General features: G+C 58.5%; 10 protein-coding genes. 3 read left to right on the top strand and 7 right to left on the bottom strand.

The genetic code is table 11. The features are described from left to right. Positions 1–487: 487 nt before the first annotated feature. Positions 488–1,312 carry an adenosylcobinamide-GDP ribazoletransferase gene (locus tag IPI58_01650; protein ID QQR69411.1) on the bottom strand — a complete coding sequence of 275 codons (825 nt, stop codon included), beginning with the start codon at positions 1,310–1,312 and terminating at the stop codon, positions 488–490. Between the two features lie 190 nt (positions 1,313–1,502). On the opposite strand from IPI58_01650, the gene IPI58_01655 reads away from it, so the two are divergent. Beyond that, positions 1,503–2,453, top strand: coding sequence for an SPFH/Band 7/PHB domain protein (locus tag IPI58_01655; GenBank protein QQR69412.1), 951 nt, complete (start codon positions 1,503–1,505; stop codon positions 2,451–2,453). 46 nt (positions 2,454–2,499) lie between these two features. Continuing rightward, complete coding sequence (locus tag IPI58_01660; GenBank protein QQR69413.1) at positions 2,500–2,973, top strand: NfeD family protein; 474 nt, start codon at positions 2,500–2,502, stop codon at positions 2,971–2,973. A gap of 83 nt (positions 2,974–3,056) precedes the next feature. On the opposite strand, the gene IPI58_01665 is transcribed toward IPI58_01660, so the two are convergent. Further along, the gene (locus IPI58_01665) at positions 3,057–3,350 is read right to left on the bottom strand and encodes an HU family DNA-binding protein (protein ID QQR69995.1); all 294 of its coding nucleotides are present in this window, start codon (positions 3,348–3,350) and stop codon (positions 3,057–3,059) included. A 235-nt stretch (positions 3,351–3,585) separates the two neighbouring features. Here IPI58_01665 and IPI58_01670 point away from each other — a divergent pair, with 235 nt between their 5' ends. Then, on the top strand, positions 3,586–5,397 hold the full coding sequence (locus IPI58_01670) for a transglycosylase SLT domain-containing protein (protein ID QQR69414.1): 1,812 nt from the start codon (positions 3,586–3,588) through the stop codon (positions 5,395–5,397). A gap of 74 nt (positions 5,398–5,471) precedes the next feature. Here the strand turns inward: IPI58_01670 and rsmA are convergent, their stop codons facing one another. From rsmA to IPI58_01695, 5 genes are all read right to left on the bottom strand, one after another. Further along, positions 5,472–6,284 carry a 16S rRNA (adenine(1518)-N(6)/adenine(1519)-N(6))-dimethyltransferase RsmA gene (gene rsmA / locus IPI58_01675; GenBank protein QQR69415.1) on the bottom strand — a complete coding sequence of 271 codons (813 nt, stop codon included), beginning with the start codon at positions 6,282–6,284 and terminating at the stop codon, positions 5,472–5,474. Beyond that, positions 6,281–8,359: an NADH-quinone oxidoreductase subunit G gene (locus IPI58_01680; protein ID QQR69416.1), complete on the bottom strand. Its 2,079-nt coding sequence runs from the start codon at positions 8,357–8,359 to the stop codon at positions 6,281–6,283. The genes rsmA and IPI58_01680 overlap by 4 nt, the downstream gene beginning before the upstream one ends. A gap of 21 nt (positions 8,360–8,380) precedes the next feature. Next, positions 8,381–9,496: a hypothetical protein gene (locus tag IPI58_01685; GenBank protein ID QQR69417.1), complete on the bottom strand. Its 1,116-nt coding sequence runs from the start codon at positions 9,494–9,496 to the stop codon at positions 8,381–8,383. Between the two features lie 240 nt (positions 9,497–9,736). After that, positions 9,737–10,306: an NUDIX hydrolase gene (locus IPI58_01690; protein QQR69418.1), complete on the bottom strand. Its 570-nt coding sequence runs from the start codon at positions 10,304–10,306 to the stop codon at positions 9,737–9,739. Positions 10,307–10,328: 22 nt separating this feature from the next. Next, positions 10,329–13,427 carry an efflux RND transporter permease subunit gene (locus IPI58_01695; protein ID QQR69419.1) on the bottom strand — a complete coding sequence of 1,033 codons (3,099 nt, stop codon included), beginning with the start codon at positions 13,425–13,427 and terminating at the stop codon, positions 10,329–10,331. Positions 13,428–13,444: the final 17 nt, after the last annotated feature.

Raw genomic sequence — 13,444 nt, forward strand, 5'->3', positions numbered from 1 at the left:
CACTGCGCTGGGCTGGGCGGGGGGTGTTGTGATCGGATTGTATGTCATCGGCACAGCTTGCTCGACTTACAGGTTCATGAGTAAACCAAGCAATCCCCATTATCTCAAACACCGACCCCAACCCTATTTCGGCGATGGGGCAAAGAGCGTGACAACGCCAAGCAGTCCTCCCCCTGTCATTCAGTCGGAGGAACTTAGGAAACTATTTGAAAGTGGCGCTCCCGTCATTATTCCCGATGAGAAAGCCCCGGATTCTTCCGTCCCAAAAACTGCCCCCTCAACGCGGGCCCCTGCCCTCCCTAGAAAGCAAGCCTACCTACCTGGAATCACCGCGAGTTTTACTCTTTAACTCTGTAGCACCCTCCTATCACCTAGGCACATCTGTTGAGCGCGCTCGTCTGGCACGACTGGAGGACTTGGAGCGGTCTTGGGGCTGGTCTGCGGCCTTACATATGCATATGGCGACAACGTAGTCTTAGAATTACAGTCAATTCACGGCGATGCCTTGCATGATCACGATCATCAGCAAGGCCGTCAGCTCTGTCAGTTGTTGGATGCTGTTGAGCAACGGCCCGTTATAGCGGTGGCTTTGAAAGCGGCTGGCGGCCAGTGCCAAGGCCAAAGCCACGATGGTGGCCGCGCCGATGACAGGCCCACAAGTCGATTGCAGCACGGAGAAAGAGATCATCAGTCCCAGCGCCAACGACATCACCACGCGCAAGCCAGACGGACGACCAAAACGAGCAGCAAAGGCATCGTTCGGGTCAGGTCCCAGCCACGCCGCGACGGGAGCCATCACCGCGCGTGACCAGGCTCCTGCCACGATCAAGGCCGCAAAGACCGTTTCGCTCTCGGACAATGTTGCCAGAGCGGCAGCGCGTATGGCCAAGCCCATCAACACGGCTATATTGCCATAGGCCAAATTTTGCGACTCGTTCACTAGGTCTTTGGGTACGGCTCCGGGCAGCCGCGACAGATAGTTCACCAAGCCCGCCAAGCCGTTCTCATGCACGGCACCCGTCAGCCATAACATGCAGATCAAGGTCATCGGGGCCACCACATAGGGGGGCAACCCCATAAAACTGGCCAATGCGTCCACTGCGCCACCAAACAGACCGATCAACGCGCCAACCAGCGGAAACCATGTCAGCGATCGCGCAGACAATTTCGAGCGCTCTTCCTCGGACTCCGGTAACAAGCGGGAAACAAAAGGCAGTCTTGTCAGATAAACAATCGCGATGGCGCATTCCGTCCAAAGACTGGCATGCCGCTCGGCGCGGGAAGGAGGAACATCGGGCGGTAACTCGGACAAAGAACGGACCTAATCACACGAGGGAGCGGACATGGCACTCTGTTTTCTATGGCACGACTCGCAGGTGGAAAAAAGAGGTTTTCAACGGGCTTGCTCGAAATAATACATGCCTTAATCAAGCCTTAACGTCTGTCATGGCATTCAGGCTAAGATGAACGTGGTCTGCAACCTTCGAACAGGAGAGCGTGGCATGGACGGCTTCAGCCTTTTTACCGTCGGTTTGGTGGTTTTGGTGTTCGTGGTCATCACCCAGGGCGTCAAGACGGTTCCACAAGGCCAGGAATGGACCGTGCAGAGGTTTGGCCGCTACATCCAAACCTTGGACCCGGGCTTGCATCTGCTGATCCCTATCATCGACCAAGTCGGTGCGCGCCTGAATATGATGGAGCAGGTGGTGGATGTGCCCAGTCAAGAGGTCATCACCAAGGACAACGCCATGGTCACGGTGGATGGCGTTGTCTTTTACCAAATCCTCGATGCCGCCCGCGCGGCCTATGAAGTCACCAATTTGCAGCACGCTATATTGAATCTCACCATGACCAATCTGCGCACAGTGATGGGATCGATGGATTTGGACGAATTGCTGTCTCAGCGCGACCGCATCAATCTTCAGCTGCTGCATGTGGTGGATGACGCCACCAAGCCTTGGGGCATCAAGGTGACGCGTATCGAAATCCGCGACATTCAGCCCCCGCGCGATCTGGTGGACTCGATGGCACGGCAGATGAAGGCCGAACGCGACCGCCGCGCCGCCATCTTGGAGGCAGAAGGCATCAAACAGTCCGAGATTCTCCAGGCCGAAGGCAAGAAACAATCCGCCATTTTGCAAGCCGAAGGCCGCCGCGAAGCGGCTTTCCGCGACTCCGAGGCGCGTGAGCGTGAAGCCGAAGCCGAGGCTAAGGCGACGCGCATGGTGTCCGAAGCCATCGCGGCGGGTAACGTGAATGCCATCAATTACTTCGTGGCCCAGAAATATGTGGGCGCGTTGCAAGCCATTGCCACATCCCCCAACCAAAAGCTCGTTCTTATGCCTTTGGAGGCATCCGGCGTGATCGGTGCCTTGGGCGGCGTGGCCGAGTTGCTGCGTACCCCACAATCGGCGGGAACCGAAAAACGGACATCCGTCCCGCCGCGTGTATAATCGGCTGGGATGGTAAAGCCATCTAAGCACCAAGAGGGAAGTAGACATGATCGTTCAACTGGAAGCTTGGCACTGGTTGTTGGCGGCGGCGGTTTTCGTGACGCTCGAGATCGTCGCTCCGGGCGTGTTCATGCTGTGGTTCGGTATCGCCGCCGCCTTTGTCTCTCTTATCAGTTTCGCCATTCCAGGCATGACCTGGACGGTGCAACTGGCTTTGTTCGGTGTGATTGCCCTTATGAGTTTCGGTCTCGGCAGGGCCTATGTGCGACAGATTGCCCATGGCAGCGAAGGATCGTTCTTGAATCGCCGCGCCGAACAATACAAAGGACAGATATTGGTCATGGAAACCGCACTCGTGAACGGTCACGGTCAGGCGCGGGTAGGAAACGACACAGTATGGTCAGTGATGGGGCCTGATTTGCCGGCAGGCGCACGGGTGCGCGTGGTAGGCAGCGACGGCATTGTGTTGAAGGTCGAATCCGTCACCGACATACCAGAAAACAAAAAGCGCCAGACGTGATCATCCCTCTGTCGAACACACAAAAAAAGGCGGCCCCTGATATAGGGTCCGCCTTCTTTTTTCCCGTTGGAACGAGAGAGGTCTTAGCGACCGTTGATCTCGTCCTTAAGGCCCTTGCCAGACTTGAAGCGCACTTGCTTCGAAGCCTTGACCTTGACCTTCTCACCCGTGCGCGGGTTGCGGGCTTCGCCGGCGGCGCGCTTGTAGGTGCTGAATGTACCAAAGCCAACGAGGCGGATATCGCCTCCCTTCTTCAACTCGGCGGACACCGTGTCGAGCAGGGCATCAATGACCATAGCCACCGCCGCCTTCGAAAGAGACGACTTGGCGAGTTCCTTACGACCGGCAACGGCCGCGACCAGCTCATTCTTGTTCACTTGGACCCCCATCTTGAGGTTGATTTGATTCAAGGATGTGGCGCCACATCATATAGCCAACCTGCCCGTCAAGGCGGTACAGGACAACCATCAGCAACGCGGAGCAAACTGTATAGCAGTGTTTTTCATGCCGTCAACCGTACCAGCCACTTTTTTTCAGATATGTCGCGGAGTTCCATATGCACACTTGCGTAAATACGCATCTTGCTTTAGAACCCTGACTATGCGGGAGAGCATGTCTTCCGTGTCGCGCCGCCAGGCACCAGGCCGTCAAAGACGGCGTCTCATCTTCATCGTCGCACTGGCAGCTTTCGGCACATTCACCCTTCCAGACCGCGCCGTACCGGCTGTGGCCGAGGGTGTGTCTGTGCCTGCGCCTTCCGATGTCAAGGGCTTACCCACCTCTTTGCCGATGCGGGACGCTTTGCGCTATAGAGCGGCTTTCTCACTGATTTCACAGAATAAATGGGATCGTTTGCCTTCCGTCATGCGGCAGATTGAGGACAAGATATTGATCCCCAGTTTGCAAGCCGAAGCCTGGTTGGCTGGCGCGCCGCGAGACCCGAAAGAAATAGCTTCTTGGTTAACATCTTATGCCGATAGACCTCAGGCCATCGCCTTGGCAGCTTTGCCGGAAAATGCCGAGTCGAGAAAAATCGTTTCGGCTGAACCGGGTTTGCCGTCGGGGGAGGAGGCAGAACTGACAGGATCTCGGCTAGATGATTCCGGAGCAGATCCGAAACTAGTGGCAGCTTTTCGCCGTGGTGGGTCGGATCGTGATGCGGCTTTGGCCAAGGCGCGCGCTGGAGAACGCCCCGAGGATATGGCGGCCGCTGCGGCCAGCCTGTTTTATGGCGGCGATAGCGAAGCGGCGCTGGAGATGGCGACAGAGGCCCTGCAAAAGGGCAAGGAAGCCCCACCTTTGGCATTTTGGATCGCGGGACTTGCGGCCTATGACTTGGATCGTGTTGACGAGAGCCTTCCACCGCTGAATGAATTGGCCAAACAGGCCGAGGGGATGGCCGCATGGGATCGTGCCGCCGTGTGGTTCTGGACGGGGCGCGTGCTGGCGCAGATGGATCGACGTGAAGAGTCCGAAGAGTGGTTACGCCGTGCCGCCGCATGGCCGCATACGTTCTACGGTCTTTTGGCAACGCGCGCGCTGAAATCGAAGGCTGAGCTGCATTGGGACATGCCGCCGACCGAGCCCACATATCTGGCTGCGCGAGCCGTGCAAGAACCGGCCTTAGCCCGCGCTTTGGCACTGATCCAGGTTGGACAGGACTCCCTGGCGGAACAAGAAATGTTGAGCTTACTGCGCCGCCGTGGCTCGGCTGTAGCAAAAGACGTCCTCGTTCTGGCGGAGAATCGTAGTTTGCCCAGTGTGTCCATGCGCGCCAGTGCCGTATTGCGGGCGCATACTGGTCAGGCCTATGACCGGGGGCTTTATCCCGTGCCGCCTTGGACACCTCCGCCTTTGGCACAGCCTGCCACCCATCCGCTGCTATTGGCGCTGATGCGTCAGGAATCGCGCTTTGATCCCACAGCGCAAAGCAGCAAAGGCGCGCGGGGTCTGATGCAACTGATGCCCCAAACGGCGCGGTTAATGATTGATCGCGGAGATAAAATTACAAAGGCCGAAGATAAGGAACTGGAACGTATCCTCCACGATCCCCGAGCCAACTTGACCTTGGCGCATGATTACCTGGTCAGCCTGACACGGCAGCCTTCAATCGGCGACAATCTGCTGGCGCTGCTTGTTGCCTATAACGCCGGTCCCGCCAAACTGCAGCGTATGAACATAGCCACCGGCGCGCCGCATGACCCGTTGTTGTTTGTCGAGCGTTTGCCCTGGCGCGAGACGCGAGATTTCGTCGAACGTGTCCTCGCAGGGCAGGCCCTCTATCAGGACCGCCAAGGACATGCCATGTCCGCCCTCGACTCCATGGCCAAGGGAGCTTGGCCAACACACGGCCTATCGCTGACATATGCGCGTCTAGCCACTCAAAACACCCGTAAGGCCACGGTATCTGATGGTTTGGATTAGCCGCGTTTCATCCCATGATCATGATATGGTGGCATAGCCTGCAAATATCCACCTGGCAGCCCTCCATGCTTAATTTACCGCTTGGGAGTTCCCAGAATCCTAGCCAAAGCAATATAGCTCGATACAGGAACATTTTCGGCGCGCCAGGTGGGGTCAAGGCCCAGTTTGGCCAATAGCTCCTCGCCGCCCAAGTTTCGCAAACTATGCCGAAGCATCTTGCGTCTTTGATGGAAGGCGGCCTGTGTCACGCGCTCTAGCATATCCAGCGGCACCGAGGCGGCATCGGGCAAAGGCCGCAGATGCACCACAGCTGAATCGACCTTGGGGGGAGGCGTGAAGGCTCGGGCGGGGACGGAGGCAACGCGCTGGACCTGTGCCACGGCCTGGGCAATGACCGAAAGACGCCCATAACCGGACGTGCCAACCGAAGCCGTGATGCGCTCGGCTACTTCCTTTTGAAACATCAAGGTTAAGGACTCATAATCCGTGATGTTTTTAAGCCAGGCAACCAGCAAAGGCGTGCCGACATTATAGGGCAGATTAGCCACGATCACGCGCGGCGCGGTGCCAAAAGTCGCAGGGTCCAGACTCATGGCATCGCCTTCGATGATCGTCAGCCGCCCTAGGCTTTCGGTCGCCATCGGCTGCAAAGCTTCGACAAAACGCGAATCCTTTTCGATGGCCAACACCGCGCGGGCCGGGCTTTCCAACAAGGCGCGGGTCAGGCCGCCGGGACCGGGGCCAATTTCGATCACCGTACGACCGGCCAAATCCCCCGCCGCGCGGACGATCTTGCGCGTGATGTTCATGTCCAACAGAAAATGCTGTCCCAGGCTTTTTTGCGCCGGTAGTCGCGCTAAGCCTATGCCTTGCCCGCCGCCGTTCATGCCGCTTGGGCTTTGGCAACGTCCGATCCACCGCGCGCCGCCACACATGCCGCCATCGTCGGAGAGGCGCGGGAAATGCTGTTGGACTGGTAATAAGATTCGCGCGTCACGGGCATCACAAAGGCCGTATCCGCATGGATATTCTTAAGATCGACGGTCGCCGTCGCGCCCGGCCACGGCGCGGGAGAGATGGCATCGCGCACAGCCAAATGCGGCCAGCGGCCAGCGATCGAACCGCGCAAAGATTCAAGGCTGTCATACGGCAAGGCCTTGCCCAAGATCTGCGCCAGAGCCTGAATAATCGCCCAATCCTCCCGCGCCTGACCGGGCGGGGACACCGCGCGTCGTCCTGCCTGAACGCGGCCTTCCGTGTTCACATACAGGCCTTCTTTTTCGGTATAGGCGGCACCAGGCAGAATCAGATCGGCACGCGCCGCGCCCGCGTCTCCGTGATGGCCCTGATAGACCACGAAGGCCGAACCCAGTTGGCGCATATCCACCTCGTCCGCGCCGAGCAGATAGACAACATCCATTTGGCCAGCCGAGGCCGCCGCCAAGATTCCGCGCGTGGTCAATCCTCCCGCCCCTGGCAGAAAACCGATATCCAACGCCCCGACACGGGAGGCGGCATGATGCAGGACATTGAATCCGTTCCACCCCTCGCGCACCAGACCAAAGGAATCGGCCATCGCGCAGACCAAATGATGCAGCGTCGCGCCGTCTTGGCGCGTCAACACGCCCGCCCCCAGGATCACAACGGGATTCTTGGCCGTGCGTAAGACATCGGCGAATGGACTGTGTCCTTCATGCACATCCTGCAAGGCTTGCAAGCCGTCGCCCAGATGCAGATAAGGATAGGTCAGATCGACCGCCGGGCCGATCAAGCCGATCTTCACGCCGCCTTGCCGCCACCGCTTACGCAGGCGGGCATTGATCAACGTGGCCTCGTGGCGTGGATCGCAACCGACCAGCAACACGGCATCCGCCTGCTCTAGCCCCGCAATCGTGGTGTTAAAGAGATATCCAGCCCGATGCGTGGCATCAAACTCCGCGCCATCCTGTCGCGCGTCCTGATGCGGACTGCCCAAGGATTCCCACAGGTCTTTCAAAGCGACCATGGATTCCAAATCACACATATCCCCGGCCAAGGCAGCGATACGCCCCGGATCGGCGGTGCGCAGACGTTCGGCTAGGGCCGAAAGGGCTTCGTCCCAAGTCGCCGGTTGTAGGCGACCTTCTCGACGGAGCCACGGGTGATCCAAACGCTGACGCTTGAGCCCGTCGCAGGCAAAGCGCGTCACATCGCCGATCCATTCTTCGTTGACCTGTTCATTCAGGCGCGGCAACACGCGCATCACGACGCCCGCACGCGAATCGACGCGAATAGCACAGCCCACGGCATCCATCACGTCCACCGTCTCGGTCGCTTGCAGCTCCCAAGGCCGCGCCGCGAAGGCGTAGGGCTTATTCGTCAAGGCCCCCACCGGACAGATATCGATCATATTGCCCGACAATTCCGAGGTCACCGCGCGATCTAGCACCGGCCCGATTTCGACATGCTCACTACGCCCGAACGCACCCATTTCCGGCATTCCGGCGATTTCGTCGGCAAAGCGCACACAGCGCGTGCAATGGATGCAGCGCGTCATGGCGGTCTTAATCAGCGGCCCCAGTTCCTTCTCGGTCACCGCGCGTTTGGCTTCGGCATAGCGGCCACGATCCAGGCCATAGGCCATGGTCTGATCCTGCAAATCGCACTCGCCGCCCTGGTCGCAAATCGGGCAATCCAGCGGATGGTTGATCAACAACAATTCCAGCACATTGTGCCGCGCCGCTTGCACCGTGGGGCTGTCGGTATGCACCACCATGCCATCCGAACACGGCATGGTGCATGAGGCCACAGGTTTAGGCGCTTTTTCCACTTCGACCAAGCACATGCGGCAATTGCCTGCGACCGAAAGGCGGTCGTGATAGCAAAAGCGCGGAATCTCGATCCCCAAAGCTTCGCTGGCTTGCAAAAGCGAGGTCCCCGGAGCCACGGTGATCGTTAGGCCGTTGATGGTTAGACTGGGCATATCTGTGGCCGCTTTCCTTGCTTATGGGGCCTTGGCGCGCTGCGGATCGCTGGCCAATTTACCCAGGAACCGTGCCAAAGCATCCCGCATGGCATCGGCCTTTTTGGCGTGAGCCTGAGGGGCCTCGTGCATGAACATCACGAACAGCTTGTCCGTGGTCATATAGAACAGCAAAGCAACATGCATATCCCCCGCCTTGCCCTTGCAATCCAACTGGACGGGGCTGAGGCTGATATCGGTATAGGTTTCGGTTTTCCCTTCTTTCATCTTGAAGGTGCCTTGGCAGTTCGTGCGAAAAGCGTCGAGCATACGGTTTCGCGCCTGGTCAAAGGTCACACCCGCATCCGTGATCTTTTGTTCCCGCGCCCCGCCAATCACCGGCCCCCGTTTCCAGACGAAATCCGTCGGACGTTGGTCGCGCGGCGTGCCCGATACATCCACGGGCGTCACATCTCCCAGCCCCGCCGATTGCAGCAGCCTGGCCAAGCCTTCAGGAAAAGCTTTTGTTAACTTTGCACTTACAGTGACTTTCTGCGGTGTAACCTGAGGAGAGGCAGGTGCGGCAACGGGTAAAGCAGCAGCCGAATCTTCCTTATTGACGGCCACTTCCGCCCTCGGCAGCGTCTTGACACATGTTTCTAGCGCGCTCAGAGCCTTGGGCAAACCGTTCAGGGAAAAACGCGCGGCATCCTCTGGCCCCGTCAGCAACAGCACCTTGGCTTGCTTCCATACGGACAGTGCCGAATTGGCCTGTCCCAGTTTAATTTCAATCAGATCGGGCGCTTTGGTCGAAGCCGGATAGATGTTCGGCTCCTTTTGGTCCAGGGCTAGGCTGACATCATAGGCTTCGCCATCCGCAAATCCGGCCTTAGGAACGGCGACGCGAAGCATCACATCCCGCGCGGCGTTTTGAATCAGATAAAGTTGCAGGCCATTCTCGAAATTGGCCCGTGCCGAGCAAGCGGGCTGGACCTTGCTTTGACCGCTTTTCTGAACGGCCCAAGGCCCCGTCACGGGAGAGACGGTCGGCACGGTCACCATGCCGCCGCCGGCCGCCTCGACGGTCCCGGCACAACAAACGCCGACCAACAAAGCCAAGGCCCAAGCCCAGCGCCCAGAACAAGCAGCGTATGACATGAATTGCACCTTCGATGGATGAAACAACTCGCCTAGCATGCCAAGTCTTCGCCCCGAGGTCGAGAGGATATACATCCGCCCCCAACTGTCCTGGCCAGATGCTGCTGCGCAGCCACGTGTAAGAGGATGAGGACGGCAGGATGACCACCTCCCCTCGCCTGCTACGCGCTGTAGGGCAACTGGCTCGGCACGGTTTCTGTTTTCAGATCAGTAATTCGACCGGGGAGCGGCGGAAGCTCGTTAAACTGCAGCCGTATGCGTGTCAATATTCACTTGCGAACCCAAGGACCGAAGCGCCGCGCATAGGCCGAGGCTCTCACGGATACTGAGCATGTCATGGACCGTGAACCAGCGCAGTGTCTCGTTATGGTCAACGGTCTTTGTTCCCAACTGCGACCGATCCAAGTCAACCAGATGCCAGAACGTGACGTCGGTGTGGATGATATCTGCGTCCTGTACATTGGTTCTTGTTACGAAGAACGGCTTAGGCTCGACTTTGTCGGGTCGCATACCAAGTTCCTCGACGAGTTCGCGTTCGATGGCACAGGCAGAACGTTCATTGACGTCTAAGTGTCCTCCGACCGGGATCCAGGCTTTTGCCTTGGAATGAAAGACGAGTAGGAATTCATCGCCTGATCGAATCATGGCATAGGCCGCCAGGTGCATTTTTGGCTCATCGGGCTTGCGAATCCGGTAAGGCGTGTCGCAGGTCCTCAACCATGAGAGAACTTGCGCTCTTTCCTTTTGGCTTCGATATCGCGCCTCCGCGCAATCGCTAAGCAGAAGGTTCCGCAATTCCGGATCAATCACGTCCGACCTCGTTCAATGATCTTTATTCGTGAATAGCATCCGGCGTCGTGGGCATACGGCGTGACAGCCAGGTATAGGCCACCGGCACCACGAACAGGGTCAGCATGGTACCAAAGCCCATGCCGCCCACGACCGTCCAGCCGATCTGTTGGCGGCCTTCTGCTCCCGCGCCTGAGGCTAATGCCAAGGGCATGGCACCCAAGATGGTGGCGGCTGTGGTCATCAGAATGGGACGCAGACGGATGGCGGCGGCTTCGCGCACGGCGTCATGGGCGCTTTCGCCCAAGGTCAGGCGGCGTTGATTGGCGAATTCGACAATCAAAATGCCGTGCTTGGCGATCAGGCCGATCAGGGTGACCAAGCCGATTTGGCTGTACACGTTCATCGTGCCCCCCACCAGCCATAGGACAAACAACGCGCCAACAATGGCCAAAGGCACGCTCAGCATGATGATGAACGGGTCCAACCAGCTTTCATATTGCGCGGCCAGGACCAAGAAGATGAATATCAAGGCCAAACCAAAAGTGAACGCCAACGTCCCCGAAGCCTCGCGGAAATCGCGCGAAATGCCGGCCAGGTCGAAACTGGCCTTATCCGTGCCGATCACCTGACGTGCCGTTTTATCCAAGAAGTCTAAGGCTTGCCCCAATGACACCCCTTCCGCCAGTCCGGCAGTAAGTGTCGCGGCGCGCAATTTGTTGAAGTGGTTCAGCTCTTTCGGGGCAGCGCGTTCCTCGCTGGTCACGAGGCTGGCCAATTGGACCATCGACCCGCCCGGCGCGCGCACAAAGATCGATGACAGATCCTGTGGCTCACGGCGACCATCCGCGCCGACTTGCAAGATCACGTCATATTCCTGAGCGTTGGCCGAATAGCGCGTGACCTTGCGGCCTCCGAACAAGGTCTCCAAGGCATCGCCGATCGTGGCCACGTCTAGGCCCATCAGAGCGGCCTTGTCGCGGTTGATGGTAAAGCGCAATTCCGGCTTGGTCAGTTTCAGGTCGGTATCCATGTTCGAAAACAACTTGCTTTCACCGGCCTTGGCCATCAGCTGGCCCATCATGCCGTTCAGCTCGGTCCATGAAGCGCCGGTTTGCACCACGAATTGCACCGGCTGTTGCCCTGGCCCACTCCCCAAAGGCGGCGGATTGATCGGGAAAGCCAACACCCCCGGCATGGACATAAACTGCCCGAACATCTGCCCGATAATCGCCTGCACGGGTCGTTTGCGATCCTCCCAAGGCTGCAACCCGATGAAGGAAATCGCCTGATTGACCACGGGAAAACCCACAACCATGAAATAACGAATCTGTTCGGGTATCTTGTCGTACATGGCCTCCATCTGGCGGGTATAGCCATCCAGGAAATCCAGCGAAGCGCCTTCGGGCGCAATCGCGATACCCATGAACAGGCTGCGATCCTCCGCCGGGGCCAATTCCTGGGGCAGGATTTTGACCATCACACCGCCTAGAACAAGAACCAACAGCAAGCCCAGAACGACCCAGCGTCTTCTGTCCAAAACGTCCGCCAGGCTGCGGCGATAAGATGCCGTCAGATTGTCTAACAATCCGCCCAGATAATTATCCGTCCGCGCCAAGATGCCAGGCGGCTTTCCCTGCGTATCGTGGCCGGCGTCCAGATGGGGATGGCGACGCAACAACCGCGCGCACATCATGGGGCTAAGCGTCAAGGCCACCACGCCCGAGACCAAGACCATCCCGGCCAAGGTCAGCGCAAATTCCGTGAACAACCGGCCCGTCTTACCACCCGCGAAAGCGACAGGCGCATACACCGCCGCCAGAGTGATGGACATGGCGACAATGGCCATCACGATTTCACGACTGCCCTTGAAGGCGGCCTGAAACGGCGTCTCGCCTTCTTCAATATGACGCTGAATGTTTTCAAGCATCACGATGGCGTCATCGACCACCAATCCCACCGCCATGACCAGCGATAGCAGGGTCAAGGTGTTGATGCTAAAGCCCAGCAGACTCATGATCGCAAAGCCCGCCGTCAGGCAAATGGGGATCGTGATGATGGGAATCAAGGTCGCGCGCAGGCTGCGCAAGAATAAGAAAATCACCAACACCACGAAGATCACGGCCTCGATAATCGTGTGCCAGACAGATTCGATCGAACGCTCGATAAACACCGAGGAGTCATAGGCGATCCCGACTTCCATACCCTCGGGCAACTGGCTGCGCAAAGACGGGAAAACGCCATACAAAGCCTTGGCCACCTCAATCGGATTACCGATAGATTGCTTCACAACGCCCAAGGCCACGGCGGGACGGCCATTATAGCGCACATGGGTGCGGTCATCGGCGGCGGCCACTTCGATTCGCGCGACATCGGCCAGGCGAACCAGATACCCCTTTTCAGCCCGCAAGACGATATCCGCGAATTCCTGCGGCGTGGACAGGCGCGTGCTGCCCGATAACGTCAGTTCACGATCAGGCCCTTCCAAACGACCGGCGGGCACGTCCAGATTTTGGCGGCGCAAAGCGGCCTCGACATCCGAGGGCGTCAGATGAAAAGCTTGCAGACGGTCGCGGTCCAGCCAAATTCGCATAGCCTGACGCCGCTCGCCGAAAATGCGCACCTGGGCCACGCCCGGCAGAGCCTTTAGCCTGTCGGCGACCACGCGATCCGCAAAATCCGTGATTTCAAGCGGCGTGTGCCGATTGCTGGAAAAAGACAAATAGATAATCGGCTGGGCATCGGCCTCGGTCTTGGCGATGATCGGCTCGTCGATTTGGGTGGGCAACTGGCCGCGCACGCGCGACACGCGGTCCCTCACATCCGCCGCCGCCGCATCGGAGTCTCGCCCCAATCGAAAGGTCAGGGTGATTTGGCTTCTTTCCTGCCGACTGACCGAGGTCATGATATCGAGCCCCTCGACACCGGCCAGCGAGTCTTCCAGCACCTTGCCGATTTGGCTTTCCATAATCTCGGGCGCCGCGCCGCGATAGGTGGTCTCGACGGTGATAACCGTGGCATCGGTATTGGGGTATTCGCGCAAAGACAAGCGCTGATAGGCGATAAGCCCCAGCACAATCAGCACCAAATTCATCACCGTGGCCAAAACGGGCCGCTTGATACACAATTCAGGCAGGGACATCGCACACCATCAATCGT

This window comes from Alphaproteobacteria bacterium (assembly GCA_016699305.1).
Lineage (GTDB): Bacteria > Pseudomonadota > Alphaproteobacteria.

Excerpts from the sequence above, each read along its gene's own strand:
- IPI58_01695 (QQR69419.1), bottom strand. The coding sequence starts at position 13,427 with ATGTCCCTGCCTGAATTGTGTATCAAGCGGCCCGTTTTGGCCACGGTG.
- rsmA (QQR69415.1), bottom strand. The coding sequence starts at position 6,284 with ATGAACGGCGGCGGGCAAGGCATAGGCTTAGCGCGACTACCGGCGCAA.
- IPI58_01655 (QQR69412.1), top strand. The coding sequence starts at position 1,503 with ATGGACGGCTTCAGCCTTTTTACCGTCGGTTTGGTGGTTTTGGTGTTC.
- IPI58_01685 (QQR69417.1), bottom strand. The coding sequence starts at position 9,496 with ATGTCATACGCTGCTTGTTCTGGGCGCTGGGCTTGGGCCTTGGCTTTG.
- IPI58_01670 (QQR69414.1), top strand. The coding sequence starts at position 3,586 with ATGTCTTCCGTGTCGCGCCGCCAGGCACCAGGCCGTCAAAGACGGCGT.
- IPI58_01660 (QQR69413.1), top strand. The coding sequence starts at position 2,500 with ATGATCGTTCAACTGGAAGCTTGGCACTGGTTGTTGGCGGCGGCGGTT.
- IPI58_01680 (QQR69416.1), bottom strand. The coding sequence starts at position 8,359 with ATGCCCAGTCTAACCATCAACGGCCTAACGATCACCGTGGCTCCGGGG.